Below are 14,671 nucleotides of genomic sequence, written 5' to 3'. Positions count from 1 at the left end.
TCACTCCGCGGCCAGGGACATCGTTTCGGGAGGATTCGACATCGCCGTCTCGCTTCGGCCTGTAACCGGCTCGCGGGGCAGCGTCACGATAAAGGTTGTGCCCGTGCCCGGCTGCGAGGACACCTCGATCTGGCCGCCGAGCGCGCGCACCAGCGCCTTCACGCTGGCGAGTCCGATCCCCTCCCCCGGCTGGTCCTGCGCGCCGGAGCGCCGGAACAGTTCGAAGATGCGGCCATGATCCTGGGGCGCTATGCCCCGGCCATTGTCGGACACGGCGTAATGAATGCGGTTGGCGGGTGCAGGCCTAGCCGTAATCTCGATCTTCCCTGGCCGGGCCGGATCGAGATACTTGAGGGCGTTGTCGATGAGGTTGCCGAATACCTGCTCGACGGCGAGGCGGTCGGCCACGATCTCGGGGAGTTCCTCCGCGACGTTTACCGTCGCACCCTTGCGGTCGGCCTGATGGCGCTGCGCGTCGGCGATGGCGCGGACGAGAAGCGTCATCGCGAGCGGCTCCGGATTGAATCGGCGTCGTCCCTCCCGCGACAGTTTCAGGATCGCTGCAATCAGCGGCTCCATCTTGATGATCGCCGCCTGGATGAAGCTCAGCGACTCGGCGATGTCGTCGTCGATCCGCGTGCCTTGCGGATGGTCGCGCAAAAGGATGCGCAATTCCTCGCGCACCGCCTCCAACTCGCTCGTGAAGCCCATCACGTTGACGAGCGGCGCGCGCAGGTCGTGACTGACGATGTAGGCGTAGCGCTGGATCTCCTCGTTCGACTCCCGCAACTCGGCCTCGGCCTCGCGCTGTTCCGTGATGTCCGTGTGGACGCCGACCCATTCGCGGATGGCCCCATCCACTTCGAGCACGGGGACGGCGCGGATGGAAAAGTGTCGCCACAGCCCGTCCCGGGCGCGCACCCGGTGCTCGTGGACGAAGGTGCTGCGGGTCGCGACCGTCGCGTTCCAGGCCTCGACCGTCGGCTGCCGGTCGTCCGGGTGAACGGCGTCGGCCCAGCCGTGCCCCTCGTACCCGGTGCGGGTCTGCCCGGTCAGTGCGGCCCAGCCGGGCTGCTCGCCGGTCATCCGCCCCTGCGGATCGTTGGTCCACAGCACGCCGCGCACGGCCTGCACGGCAGCGCGAAAACGTTCCTCGCTCGCTCGCAGCTCGCGCTGGATCCGCTGCTGGTCGAAAGCGGAGGCAAGCATGGCGAGGAACAGGATGACCAGGGTGACGCCCGCGACGGAGAGGGCGAGGTTCTGCTGATCGACGCCCGTCGCGGCCAGATGAGCGGAATGGACGCCCCCGTCCTCGGCGGTGATGGTCGCCGCCGCCATGCCGGTGTAATGCATCCCGGCCACCGCCACGCCCATGACCAGGGCGGCCACGAACCGCTGCCAGACGCCTGTCGGCCGGAAGGTCAGCCACAGGGCGACGGTCGCGGCCACGACGGCGATCCCGACGGACAAGGCCACAACGGGTAGGCTGTAGGCGAGATTACCGGGCATCCGCATCGCGGCCATCCCGGTATAATGCATCGCTGCGACTCCGATCCCCATGACCGGGCCGGCGACGAGGACATCCCAGCGGCGGGCCTTGCTGCGGCCGACCCACGCCAGAGCCGCCCCGGTCACCCCGATGGCGATCAGCAGCGACAGCAGCGTCCTGCCGAGATCGTAGGCAGCGGGCAGGCCCATTTCGAAGGCCAGCATCCCGACGAAGTGCATCGACCAGATGCCGCCCCCCATCGCGACGGCGGCGCCGAGGAGCCAAGCCCAGCGCAGGCGCGATCCGGCGCCGCGCATGCGCCCGCCGAGGTCGAGCGCCGTGTAGGAGGCGAGCACGGCGATGGCGAGGGACAGCGCCACGAGAGCCGGGTTGTAGCCGGTGTGAACCATCGTCGTGTCAAAACTCGGAGACATACGGGTCGCGCGCGTTGGGCATCGCTGAATCGGATCCAAGAACCGCAGCGATGCGAGCCGGGCGCGGCACAACCGCCCGAGAATAGCCTAAGTTACATTGCTCCGGCGTTTGACGCCATCGTGGGTCACAGCGATCCGGCGCGCTGGTGCCGCGGCGCAAGCAATCGCCGAGCAGCATGCGTCGCCGGCCCGTGCACAACCTCCCAATCGTGTGGGACTACCTAAGGTGAGTGCCGGATGCGGCAATGGACGACGGGCCGCATAGTCGGTAGCCTGTGCCATTGAGTATCAAAGTCGAATGCGGTCATTTCAACCGAATCGCCTCGTCACGACCCTTCTCACGCCAGCGTCGGTTCACGCGCCGCCCGATGAGAAGCAGGCTGTAGATTCTCATACGGCCGAAGACGGCTTGCTCCGGACCGAACCGGCCGAGTCCGACTCCGGCAATCCTTTGCGACGCAAGCTCGCGACATATGTCGAGCTGACATCCGGCGACATCCGCGAACTTGACGGCTTGGCGGCGAACGCTCGCCGCTATCCGGCGCAGACCCCGCTCCTGCATCAATCCGACATTCCGGAAAGCGCCATTCTGGTCCTCGACGGCTTCGCCTGCCGCTACAAGTTTCTCACGAACGGACGGCGCCAGATTACGGCCTATCTTCTGCCCGGCGACCTGTTCGAACTCGATCTCAATTTCCGGCTGCCCCTCGACTGCGCCCTTGGAACGCTGACCGCCTGTCGTCTCGCACTCGTTCCGCGCTCGGAATACGAGGACCTGATCCGCCGACGCCCACGGATCGGCCGCGCGCTGCAGATAGCCCGGCTGACAGAGGCTGCAACCTTACGAGAGTGGATCACCAATCTCGGCTCTCGGTCCGGTCCGGAGCGTTTGGCCCACTTTCTGTGCGAGATGCTGCTGCGCCTTCGCACGACCGGTCTCGCCTCGGAGAACCAGTACAGCTTCCCCATCACGCAGGCCGATCTCGCCGATACGCTCGGGATGTCATGCGTGCACGTCAACCGCGTTCTGCAGAAGCTGCGCCGTGATGGGCTTATCGAGCTTTCCGGTCGCAGGCTCACGATCCTGAGGCCCGATGGGCTCAAGGCGCTGGCCGAATACGACGCGTCCTATCTCAAACCCGCGGCGACGCCGCTTCGCCCCTCTGCCAGCGATCGCCCGGCCGCCTAGAGCGGTATCCGACCCGATTGCATCGGGCCGGCGTCTCTAGATCTTTCTTTTGACGCGCTTTTTTCGCCGGATCGGCATCCGCTTCGTCGGAAAGTGCTCCAGCAACTCCTCTCGAACAGACAGCCGGAAACGCCCGCGAGGGTGCGTCTGGCGAAGATTCGGACGAGGTCCGTCAGAGGCCTTCGGTCGGCTGCACCCCGGCTCTGGCTGCCATCAGCACCGCCTCCGGAAGGGTTTTGACGCCGAGCGCCTCCATGACGCGGGCTCGGTGGATCTCGACGGTGCGGGGACTGAGGCCGAGGGCTCGGCCGATCGACTTGTTCGTGCCGCCGGCCAGCAAGCCCTCCAGCACCTCCCGTTCCCGCGCCGACAAGGCGGCGATACGAAGCTTGGCGTCGTCGCGCGCTTGGCTTCGCTCCGTATCGGTGCGCAGTTCGGCCAAGGCGGCAGAAACTGCGGTGAGCAGCGCTGCGGGCTGCCATGGCTTCTCGAGATAATCAACGGCGCCGGCCTTCATGGCGCGAACGCCGAAGCCGACATCGCCGTGGCTGCGTCCGCTCACGAGCACGGGGAGCGCCAGTCCCCCGGCCTTGAGCGCCTTGGCGACCGTGAGACTTTCGGGTCCGGTGGCCTCGATATCGAGGATCACGCAGCCCGGCTGCAGAGATCCCGCGATCTCCGCCAGCGCGGCTGCGTTGGCGAAGACCTGAACCTCGTAGCCGGCCGGCTGCAGCAAGGTGAGCAGCGCTTGTCGCGATGCCGGGTCCTCGTCCACCACGTAGATCCGCGCGCCGGTACGGCCTGTCACATCCTCGGCGATGCCGCCCATGTGGCGGATTTGGCCATCCTCGCTCCGGATCGGAAAGAAAGTGTCGCGGATCCGCCGAACGGTGCCGTCGGAGGGGCGCAGGATGCGGTACTCCAACACGACGACATCGCCGCCCCTAACTTGCTCGATCGTGCGGTTCGCACTGTCTCGGTCATCAGGATGGAGCGTTGCAAGCCAGCTATCGATCGCGGTCATTCGCTCCGGCGCGACGCCCCATACGTGTCGGAGGGCACGGCTGAGATAGGTCAGGCGGCGGCTCTCGAGATTGGCGAGCCAGAGGACGTTGGTCGAATGTTCGGCGAACCGCCGGAAGCGCTCCTCGTTCTCGCGACGTGTGGTCTCGTCGCGTTTCCGCTCCGTAATCTCGAGCGCCACGCCGACGAATTCAGCGGGTCGGCCGTTCTCGAACGCGGTACGGCCGTGCGTGGCGACCCAGCGCTCGACACCGTCTTCGACCCCGATCACGCGGTGCTCGATGTTGTAGACGCCATCTCCCGCCGGGTCGCTGCACCGCGCAATCGCTTCCTCCACCCGCGGACGGTCCTCGAGGTGGACCGCTGAGAGCCAGACAGCTCGATCGACATGTGCATCGGGCGGCAGCCCCCAGATCGCTTTGAGGCGCGCGTCCCAGTTCAGCTCTCCCGTTGCCGGGTCCCAGCTGAAGGAGGACAGGCCGACCAAATCGACGGCGGCCTGCAGCCGAGCCTCGCTCTTACGAAGTGCCTCCTCCGTCCGCCGCGCTTCGTGCTCTTCCTCGACGATGAGGAGCACGGCCGGCTCCGACCCGCTCGGCGGCGACGTCCGTGCGGCACGGCTTCCGACGGGCAGTCCACTGATCCGTGTCCAGCTCTCGGATCCGTCGGCTGCTCGATACAGGAAGCGTGCGCACAGCGCGGCATCGCCGCGCAACGCTCTTGCGAACGGATAGTCGCGTGGATCGAGAACGGTGCCATCCGCCGCGTATCCCGTCCACCGTGTGTCGGCGCCGTTATCGGCGCCGGGTACACGGCCCTGCGGGAGGAAGCGACGCAGAACGGGGTTGTCGATGAGAGCGTGACCCTCCGGCCCGAACATTCCCACGCCGACCGGCAGGTGTTCGATCAAAGTGGCCAGTGGCTCGTCTTCCCCCGACGACGCCATGACGGCGTCCTTCCGCGGCTGGTCGGCGGGTCCCGACGATCGCTGCTGCAGATCGAGTTGAAGCCCGATGAGCTCGGAGAACTGCTCGAACACCTCGCGAATCTCCGGCTGATCCAGTCGGGCGGGCGTCGCGCCGATGGCGCAGAGTGTCCCGAACAGGCTCCCGTCCGGCATCGTGATCGGAAACGAGATGTAGCTGCGAAAGCCGAAGCGCTCCGAACTCGAAAGCCGGCGCACTGCTTGGCCAGGTCCCGCATCACTGATGACGATCGGCCGGCGATGCTGCCGCACCTCCCGGCATGGCACCGTGTCAGCGCGCAGAACGTCGCTCTCCCGAAGGCCGAAGCCGACATTGTCCCTGACGCTGCAGGCCTGCCACGCATCGTTGGTAATCCGCGCAACAGCGGCGAAGCCCAAACCGGTGATATGACATATGATGTCGAGCATGGCCGGCACGGCCGCGATGCTCTCTATTGCCGAAAGATCGGGCAAACAGCGCCGTGTCTTGCCCTGGCACATCGCTGAGGCGCTCATCGGCTGAACTCCCGCACCGGCCCTGCCGCGAAGCGCAGCATCGACCGAACCATGCGCAATTGAGGGATTCCTACATGGCCCGCAGCGACAACTCAGATCACGTTGAACCGCGACGATCCGATTCCGATCGAGCCAAGCTGAGGTCAGTCAGAAAATGGTCACTGGAAAAACCGAGCATCATCGTGCTAATTTAAGCGCTTAAAACTCAATTTCTCAGTATAGTTCGATCGGAAATAACGCAATTCCTTACCCTCCAAGCGCAACAACAGAGATAAAATCGTCGTGGGCTTGCCGCCGTGACGGAGGGAATTCTCGTCAAGGTGCAGCCATTTCCTCCACAACGCACCAGCGAAAATGTTGTGCCTTTCGAGAGGCCGATAATATGACCGTCAGCAAACCGGCGACAGGCAATATTTTGATCGAGGCACTACCACCTGCATACTCGGGGTAGGTACCGTCGGCCGCAGACGCTGCACTCTCGTTGCGGAACCCCGCTCTTAGTGAAGCACTGCGCGATTTTACAGCTTAGATGAAAATTAGATAATATTCTACGCATTACATATAGTAAATCGATCAATTGTTGCGAATTTAGTGAAATGTACTTTTAGTAACGGCTTGGAAAAGCTGGACTTGCTTCCGGATGGCCGCGCAAAGCATGCCGGTCGCAAGCCCGCGACAGAAGTCCCGAATTTCGTTGGACCCATCGACATGCAGTGCCAGACCGACCCCAAAGCTTGGATCGATCACGGAACAGTCAGAGATTAATGATGGGGAAGAATGGTGCTGCGAGAGAGGATTGAACTCTCGACCTCCTCATTACCAATGAGGTGCTCTACCACTGAGCTACCGCAGCGCGGTGTCGGGGGGCGCTGCCGCCGCCGAACTGAACGCGGCATTAGCCGATCGAATTCCGCTTGGCAACGCTCTTCCATCGAACAAAATGCACGAACGGTGAGAGAGCCGGCTGACGTGACGATTTGTTGACGGATCACGGGGGCATCGCTATAGAGCGGCCTCCACGTCCGGTCGCATTGCTGCGCCCGGTCGTTTCGCCTTTGCTTATCATCAGGCCGCGCTGACCGACACCGGTGCTTCCGGGCCGGGTTATTGCCGCCACGACCAGACGAGGATGCCCCATGGCCAACACCGTGTCGGCCAAGAAGATGACCCGCAAGATCGCCAAGCGTACGGCGATCAACCGCTCGCGCCGTTCCCGGATGCGCACCTTCGTCCGCAAGGTCGAGGAGGCGATCGCCACCGGTGATCAGGGCCAAGCCCTCTCCGCTCTCCGCGCCGCCGAGCCGGAGATCATGCGCGCTGCCCAGCACGGCATCGTTCACAAGAACAATGCGTCGCGGAAGGTCTCTCGCCTCGCCGCCCGCGTGAAGGCAATCGCCGCCTGATCGGCGTCTGACGGCTTCCTGTTCTTCCCGAGGGAAGGGCTTTGGGAACGTTCCGGCCGAGACAATGACGAATCGAGCCCGGCCTTTTTAGGCCGGGCTTTTTTTCGTGCCTGCCATCCCGCCGCGAGGCGGTTTACCACGGCTACGACAGCAGGCTGGTGAGCGTGATGGCGCTCGGTTCCACCCTTCCTGGCCGCGCGCCGCGAAGCTGTCGTGAGCCAGCGTCCGACGGATAGAGTGACCCGGCGCACGAACTGGCCAGCCCCGGTTGTTCACCGGCTCGCCGCTCTTCTCCACAGATCACGCCACGTTATCCCGAATCGCCTATTGCAACGGACCCGCCGACGCCTCGGCAGGGCATGGTTAACCATGCTTGAAATGGTCTCCGTTGCGCACGGCCACGCTGGCCGTGTAGCTTAATGAAACGTTGCTGGCCCGGCCGTTCGACAAGTTCATCGCCGGCAGCCCCAGAGTCGTCCCCAAGTTGCGGGCAGGCCTTCGACTCTTCGGCCCCAGGCTGACGACTCGGTGAGGGCGCAGATGTTTTCCCCGATCGTCCCGCTGTTAGGAGAACGATAGAGGATTGTTGATACACAGCCATCTTTAGCGGTGGTCCGCGGCGTCCCTCTTGACAGCGCCGTGGCCACTCTCGGCACCGCCCGCATCGGGCGTTGCCTTCTCTCGTGTGGCGTATGCGTACGCATCCACTCCGGTCAGCCGGCTCGGATGCGAGGAGACACGGTGATGCACCTCGACGGCAGCATGTCGGACGGCGATGGCGGAAACGGCAGGGGGAGCGTCGATCTTCCCGCTGCTTGGACGCGGGTGAAGCGGCGGCTGCGAGCCGAGCTTGGCGAAGACGTGTTCGCGAGCTGGTTCGCCCGCCTCGAACTGGAGGGTGTCGAGGGGGGCGTCGCCCGCCTCACCGTCCCGACCCGGTTCCTCAAGAGCTGGATCGAGTCGCACTATCTTGATCGCGTGCTGACGACCTTCCGGGCCGAGGCTGACGCGGTAAGCCGCATCGAGGTCGGCGTGCGCGGCCCGTCCGCTCCGGCCCGCCCGAATACCGGCGTCCATGCGAAGTCGAACCCGACGAGCGGGCCGCTGACCCGCCTTCATGCGAATGCGACGCCAGCCGCGCTCCAGGGGCCCGGCCCGCTGGTCGAGACCGAGATCGCCTCGTCCCGCGGCGATTCGGCCGCCGTCGATCTCAACGGCGCACCGCTCGATGCGCGGCTTACCTTCGCAAACTTCGTCGTGGGCCGCTCCAACGCGCTCGCCCATGCCGCGGCGGAGCGGATCGCCCGCAGTGACGGCGACGGCGCGCTCTACAATCCGCTCTATGTCCATGCCGGCGTGGGCCTCGGCAAGACGCACCTGCTTCACGCCGCCGGCCATGCCGCCCGCGAGGCCGGGCGCCGGGTGATCTACCTCACCGCCGACCGCTTCATGTACGGCTTCGTCAACGCCCTGAAGACGCAGAACGCTCTTGCCTTCAAGGAGCGCCTGCGGGCGATTGACCTGCTCATCCTCGACGACGTGCAGTTCATCCAGGGCAAGTCGATCCAGACCGAGTTCGGTCACACCCTCAACGCGCTGATCGATTCTGGGCGTCAGGTGGTGGTCGCCTCCGACCGGCCGCCGACGGAGCTGGAAGCGCTCGACGAGCGCGTGCGCTCGCGCCTCGCCGGTGGCCTCGTCGTCGAGATCGGCGGCCTGGATGAGGGGCTTCGTGCCTCAATCCTCTCCGCCCGGCTCGACGCCGTACGGCAGAGCCACCCGAACTTCGAAGTCTCGCCGGCCGTTTCGGCCTACGTGGCTCGGGCGATCACCGCCAATGGCCGCGACCTCGAAGGTGCGGTGAACCGGCTCCTGGCCCACGCCACGCTGACAGGGGCACCGGTCACCGTGGAGACCGCTGAGACCGCGATCCGCGATCTCGTGAAGAACCGCGAGCCAAAGCGGGTGAAGATCGAGGACATCCAGAAGCTGGTGGCCTCGCGCTACAACGTCTCGCGTTCCGACATCCTTTCCGAGCGTCGGACTGCCGCCGTTGTGAAGCCGCGCCAGATCGCGATGTATCTGTCGAAGGTGCTGACCCTGCGCTCCCTGCCTGAGATCGGCCGCCGCTTCGGCGGGCGCGATCACACCACCGTGCTGCACGCGGTGCGCAAGATCGAGAAGCAGATCGGCGAGGATGCAGTGCTCGGCGACGAGGTCGAGCTGCTGAAGCGCATGCTTCAGGATTGACGGCCGATCGAGGCGGGGCCGGGTTCGCTCCGGCCCTAGCCCACGACGGCCGGCCGCGTTCTCTCAGGTCGCGGCCGGGCCAGCGCGTCGCATCAAACACCCCCAGGCCTCACGTCACCGAGAAGCGGGACAGCGCGGGCGCCGCCCTTGCCTTCGCGGGGGCGCTTCGCCAAGCTGCCGAGCCCACTCCGCACTGGAGTGCCTCGCGAAACGTTCCGTCACCGACCAGCCCTCCGGCCGCGACGGCGGGGCGGCCGTTTCGGGGGAGACACTTCGTTTTCGGGCCTAACCGACGGCGGACGGGCCGATTGTTCAAGAGACGACGGGTTTTCCGATGAGAGTCACAGTCGAGCGCGCGGCCCTCCTGAAATCGCTCGGCCACGTCCACCGGGTGGTGGAGCGGCGCAACACGATTCCGATCCTCTCAAACGTCCTGCTGCGCACGGGCGAGAACGGTCTGCAGCTGAAGGCGACCGACCTCGACATCGAGGTGACCGAGACCGTTGCCGCCGATGTCCTCGATGCCGGTGCCACCACGGTGCCGGCCCACGTCATCTACGACATCGTGCGCAAGCTGCCCGAGGGCGCGCAGGTCTCGTTGGAGACTTCCGGCGAGACGGGCCAGATGACGATCCGTTCCGGCCGCTCGCGCTTCGCGCTGGGCGCCCTGCCCGAGGGCGATTTTCCCGATCTCGCGGCGGGCGAGCTGCCGCATTCGTTCGCCATTCCCGCGGCCGAGCTGAAGCAACTCATCGAGAAGACGCAGTTCGCGATCTCGACGGAGGAGACGCGCTACTACCTCAACGGCATCTACTTCCACACCCTCGAGGTCGAGGGAGCGCTGAAGCTGCGCGCCGTGGCGACCGATGGGCACCGGCTCGCCCGGGTCGAGACCGAGGCCCCCGAGGGCAGCCGCGGCATGCCGGGCATCATCGTGCCGCGCAAGGCCGTGGCCGAGATCCAGAAGCTCGTCGACGATGGCGGCGAGAGCGTGCAGGTCGAGCTGTCCCCGGCCAAGATCCGCCTGACTTTTGCCGGCGGAGTCACCCTGATCTCGAAGTTGATCGACGGCACCTTCCCCGACTACCAGCGCGTGATCCCCACCGGCAACGACAAGCGCCTGACCGTGGAGCGCGACGCCTTCGCCAAGGCGGTGGACCGCGTCTCGACCATCTCCTCCGAGCGCGGCCGCGCGGTCAAGCTCGCTATCGGCGAAGGCCGCCTCGCCCTTTCCGTGACCAACCCGGATGCCGGCTCGGCGACCGAGGAGCTGGACGTCGATTACGAGGCTTCCGCCCTCGATATCGGCTTCAACGCCCGCTATCTTCTCGACATCACCGCGCAGCTCCAGGGCGACACGGCCCTGTTCAAGCTCGCCGATCCGGGCTCGCCGACGCTGATCCAGGATCGGGATGGTGCCCCGGCCCTCTACGTTCTGATGCCGATGCGCGTGTGAGTCTGCTTCCGGCCACGGCCGGATCGGATATATCGCTCCGATGCACATGCTGACGGGAGGCACCCGCCTCACCCGCCTGATCGCCCGCGACTTCCGTAACCACGTCGATCTCGACCTCACCACGGCGCGCCGCTTCGTGGCTTTGGTCGGCGAGAACGGGGCGGGCAAGACCAATATCCTGGAAGCAGTCTCGCTGTTCTGTCCCGGCCGTGGCCTGCGCCGGGCTGATCTCGCCACGATGGCGCGCGTCGGCGGGCCCGGCGGTTTTGCTGTCTCAGCGACGCTCGAGACGGCGGAGGCCGAGCACCGTCTCGGCTCCGGCTACGAGCCGCCGGGCTATGACGGGCGCGGCAACCGGGTCTGTCGGATCGACGGAGCGCCCGCCCCCTCCCCCGTCGCCTTCTCGGAGTTCCTGCGGATCGTCTGGCTGACCCCGGATTTCGACGGCCTCTTTCGCGGCGCCGCAGGCGACCGGCGCCGCTTCCTCGACCGGCTCGTCCTCGCCGTCGATGCCGGCCACGGCGCCCGCGTCTCGGCGATGGAGCGGGCCCTGCGCTCACGCAACCGCCTGCTCGACGAGCGACCGGATGATGGCCGCTGGCTCGATGCGGTGGAACGCGAGGTGGCCGAACTCGGCGTCGCCGTAGCACTCGCCCGGCGCGAGACGGTGGAGCGCCTCGACCGGCTGATCGCGGAAACGCGGGACGATGCCGCGCCCTTTCCGTGGGCTTCCCTACGGCTAGAAGGTGATCTCGACGATCTTGTTGCGGTCTGGCCGGCCCTGGAGGCGGAGGATCGCTTCCGCCGCGCGCTGATGCAGGGCCGTCACCGCGACCGTGCGGCCGGCCGCACCCTGATCGGACCGCAAACCACCGACCTCGTCGTCCGCCATGGCCCCAAGGACGTGCCCGCCGCCACGGCCTCCACCGGCGAGCAGAAGGCGCTGCTGATCGGCCTCGTGCTGGCCCATGCCCGCCTCGTGCGGGCGATGAGCGGGCTGACGCCTCTCATCCTCCTCGACGAGGTCGCCGCTCATCTCGATCCGCGGCGGCGCGCCGGGCTGTTCGACGCGCTCGAAGCGCTGGAGGGCCAGGTCTGGATGACGGGCGCCGATCCGGCCCTGTTCGCCGAGTTGGAAGGCCGGGCCGACATGGTCAATATTGCGGACGGGCGCATCGTGGCGCCGGAAGCCGGTTGAAGCGCAAATGCCGCTGTCGAGCCTGGCGCTGTTCGCTGCCGTCTACGCGGTTGCGGACGCCTCACCGGGGCCGGGCGTTTTTTTCCTTTGTCGCCCGTGTGCTGGCGCGTGGTACCCACGGCGTTTCTGCCTTCATCGCGGGGTTCCTCGTTGGCGATTTGCTCTGGTTCTCGGTCGCAGCGACCGGCTTCGCGCTGCTCGCTCAGAGCTTTGCCGCCCTCTTCATCGACATCCGTTACCTCGGCGCAGCCTACCTCGCCTACCTGGCGTGGCGTGCCTGGACTGCGCCGGTCGAGTCCATCGCCGGTGAGTCGGTGCGCGGCGAGAACGGGCCGCGGATGTTCCTCGGTGGCTTGGCGTTGACGCTCGGCAACCCGGCGTAGGCGATACGGCGTCATCCGCAAGCGACGCCTCATAGAGGCGCAACACCTTGGCGAACGCCACACGCATGGTTTCGATCTTGCCAATCCGCTACCGAGCCGCCAACTGCTCCGCGATCCGGTCGGTCCTGAGGACGCTTGTCAGGGGCATGGTCGCAGGTCCCGGCTGCAGCCGTCGCGTTGCCGTTGTAGGCTCGGCGTCGTCCTGAACCGACACGCTTCGCCTAGCGGTCCCGTCCGAAATCCAGCCATCGAGACACCATGTCCAGACGCCTCGACGAGGCCCGTGCCGCGCTGAAAAAAACTTTCGGCTACGACGACTTCCGTCCCGGTCAGGACGAGGTGATCGGAGCCGTGCTCGACGGCGCCGATGTGTTCGCGGTGATGCCGACGGGCTCGGGCAAGTCGATGACCTATCAGTTGCCCGCGCTGGTCGATGCGGACCTCACGGTGGTGGTCTCGCCGCTGATCGCGCTGATGCACGATCAGGTCCAGCAGATGCGCGCCTTCGGCATCGAGGCCGCAACCCTCAATTCGACGGTCGCGGAGGCGACCTCGCGGGAGACGTGGCGCAAGATACGCTCCGGCGACCTGCGGCTGTTGTTCGTCTCGCCCGAACGCCTGCTGATGGACGGTTGCATGGAGGCCCTGTGCGGGGCCGGCGTGCGGCGGCTCGCAGTGGACGAGGCGCATTGCGTCTCGCAATGGGGCCACGACTTCCGTCCCGAGTACCGCGAGATCGCCCGCGCCCGCGAGGCGCTCGGCAACGTCCAGACCCTCGCACTCACCGCCACCGCCGACGCGGCGACCCGCGCTGAGATTGCCGAGCGGCTGTTCCCGGCCAGCCGGCCCCCGAAAACATTCGTCCATTCCTTCGACCGGCCGAACATCCGGCTGACCTTCCAGCCCAAAGACAATCCGACCCGCCAGTTGGAACGCTTCCTCCGCGACCGCCGCGCGGAGAGCGGCATCATCTACTGCTCGTCACGCAAGCGGGTGGAGCAGCTCGCCGACAGTCTGAAGGGAGACGGGTTCAACGCCCTGCCCTACCATGCTGGGCTCGATCAGGGCACGCGGGCGAAGAACCAGGACACCTTCCTGCAGGAGGACGGTGTCGTGATGACGGCCACGATCGCCTTCGGCATGGGCATCAACAAGCCGGACGTCCGCTTTGTCTGCCACGCCGACATGCCGACCAACATCGAGGGCTATTATCAAGAGATCGGCCGCGCCGGGCGCGACGGCCTGCCCTCCGACACCCTGACCCTCTACGGCCTCGACGACATGGCGCTGCGCCGCCGGCAGATTGACGAAAAGGAGATCTCTGAGGAGCGCCGCCGGGTCGAGCGGCGCAAGCTCGAGGCGATGATTGCGCTCTGCGAGGGTGCTGCCTGCCGCCGCCAGTCGCTGCTGGGCTATTTCGGCGAAGCGAGCGAGCGCTGTGGCCGGTGCGACCTGTGCCGCAGCGGCGTCTCGCTCATCGATGGGACCGTGGCGGCCCAGAAACTGCTGTCGGCGATCGTGCGCACCGGCCAGCGCTTCGGTGCCGCCTATGTCTGCGATGTCGTCCACGGCAAGGAGAGCGAGCCGATCCGCCGCAACGGGCACGCGGCGCTGAAAACCTTCGGCGTCGGCGCCGACAAGCCGGTGGCGGCGTGGCGCGCCCTGCTGCGCCAGCTCTTCGCCGCCGGAGCGGTCGCCGAGAACACCGACGGCTATGGCGGCCTTGTCATGACCGAGAAGGGTGAGGCGATCCTGTTCGGGCGCGAGACGATCGAGGTGCGGCCCGATCCCGAGCCGAAGAAGGCCGAACCGCGTAGCCGCCGTTCGGCGCCGCGTGACGACAACGCGAATGCGCTGAGCGAGCCGGACGAGGCGCTGTTCCAGCACCTGCGGGGCTTGCGGGCCACCATCGCCCGGGCCGAGGGCATCGCCGCCTTCATGGTGTTCCCAGACCGCACCCTGATCGAGATGGCGCGCGCGAAGCCCATCGATCTCTGGGCCCTGCGCACGGTCCACGGCGTCGGCGAGCGCAAGCGCGAGGCCTACGGCGAGCGGTTCACCGATGCGATCCGCGAGTTTCTGGACGACGCCAAAAAGGCTGGCTGAGGCGCCTCACTCGGCATCTGCCCCGGTGGCCTGGGCGCCTCTTCCCTCATTGCGAGGCGAAGCCGTGGCAATCCAGAGTGTGCCCTCCCCGCAGATGTCGCGCCCTGGATCGCTTCGCAGCCGCTCGCGATGACGGCGTACGGCGAGAGGTGGAGCATAATTCGGAAACGATCCAACACCGCCGTTTCACAGTCTGTCCGTCCTCTCGCCCACCGATCGGCGACTCGGCGGGGCGGCCCGCCGCAGTCGATCAGACTTGC

General features: G+C 66.4%; 9 protein-coding genes and 1 tRNA gene. 7 read left to right on the top strand and 3 right to left on the bottom strand.

Annotated features, from left to right (window positions below; translation table 11 throughout):
• Positions 1–1,899 (bottom strand): MHYT domain-containing protein, encoded by a 1,899-nt coding sequence (locus FHU13_RS07260; protein ID WP_183435203.1) that lies wholly within the window; start codon positions 1,897–1,899, stop codon positions 1–3.
• 433 nt (positions 1,900–2,332) lie between these two features.
• Here FHU13_RS07260 and FHU13_RS07255 point away from each other — a divergent pair, with 433 nt between their 5' ends.
• Complete coding sequence (locus tag FHU13_RS07255; RefSeq protein WP_246714534.1) at positions 2,333–3,112, top strand: Crp/Fnr family transcriptional regulator; 780 nt, start codon at positions 2,333–2,335, stop codon at positions 3,110–3,112.
• A 172-nt stretch (positions 3,113–3,284) separates the two neighbouring features.
• Here FHU13_RS07255 and FHU13_RS07250 read toward each other — a convergent pair whose 3' ends face one another.
• Together FHU13_RS07250 and FHU13_RS07245 are read right to left on the bottom strand one after the other, a co-directional pair.
• Positions 3,285–5,615, bottom strand: coding sequence for a PAS domain-containing protein (locus FHU13_RS07250; protein ID WP_246714533.1), 2,331 nt, complete (start codon positions 5,613–5,615; stop codon positions 3,285–3,287).
• A gap of 778 nt (positions 5,616–6,393) precedes the next feature.
• Positions 6,394–6,468, bottom strand: a tRNA-Thr gene (locus FHU13_RS07245).
• A gap of 283 nt (positions 6,469–6,751) precedes the next feature.
• Between FHU13_RS07245 and rpsT the strand changes: the two genes are divergently transcribed.
• From rpsT to recQ, 6 genes are all read left to right on the top strand, one after another.
• Positions 6,752–7,018, top strand: coding sequence for a 30S ribosomal protein S20 (rpsT, locus tag FHU13_RS07240; RefSeq protein ID WP_183435201.1), 267 nt, complete (start codon positions 6,752–6,754; stop codon positions 7,016–7,018).
• Between the two features lie 744 nt (positions 7,019–7,762).
• Positions 7,763–9,268: a chromosomal replication initiator protein DnaA gene (dnaA, locus tag FHU13_RS07235; RefSeq protein WP_183435406.1), complete on the top strand. Its 1,506-nt coding sequence runs from the start codon at positions 7,763–7,765 to the stop codon at positions 9,266–9,268.
• A 334-nt stretch (positions 9,269–9,602) separates the two neighbouring features.
• Positions 9,603–10,724 carry a DNA polymerase III subunit beta gene (gene dnaN / locus FHU13_RS07230; protein ID WP_183435200.1) on the top strand — a complete coding sequence of 374 codons (1,122 nt, stop codon included), beginning with the start codon at positions 9,603–9,605 and terminating at the stop codon, positions 10,722–10,724.
• A 40-nt stretch (positions 10,725–10,764) separates the two neighbouring features.
• Positions 10,765–11,922 carry a DNA replication/repair protein RecF gene (recF, locus tag FHU13_RS07225; protein ID WP_183435199.1) on the top strand — a complete coding sequence of 386 codons (1,158 nt, stop codon included), beginning with the start codon at positions 10,765–10,767 and terminating at the stop codon, positions 11,920–11,922.
• Between the two features lie 98 nt (positions 11,923–12,020).
• Positions 12,021–12,305 carry a LysE family transporter gene (locus FHU13_RS07220; protein ID WP_312889563.1) on the top strand — a complete coding sequence of 95 codons (285 nt, stop codon included), beginning with the start codon at positions 12,021–12,023 and terminating at the stop codon, positions 12,303–12,305.
• A gap of 258 nt (positions 12,306–12,563) precedes the next feature.
• Complete coding sequence (recQ, locus tag FHU13_RS07215) at positions 12,564–14,411, top strand: DNA helicase RecQ (RefSeq protein WP_183435198.1); 1,848 nt, start codon at positions 12,564–12,566, stop codon at positions 14,409–14,411.
• The last annotated feature ends 260 nt before the right edge of the window (positions 14,412–14,671 follow it).

The sequence above is a fragment of the Methylobacterium sp. R2-1 genome (genome assembly GCF_014191355.1).
Classification (GTDB): Bacteria; Pseudomonadota; Alphaproteobacteria; order Rhizobiales; family Beijerinckiaceae; genus Methylobacterium.
This window is presented reverse-complemented; position numbering and strand designations above follow the sequence as displayed.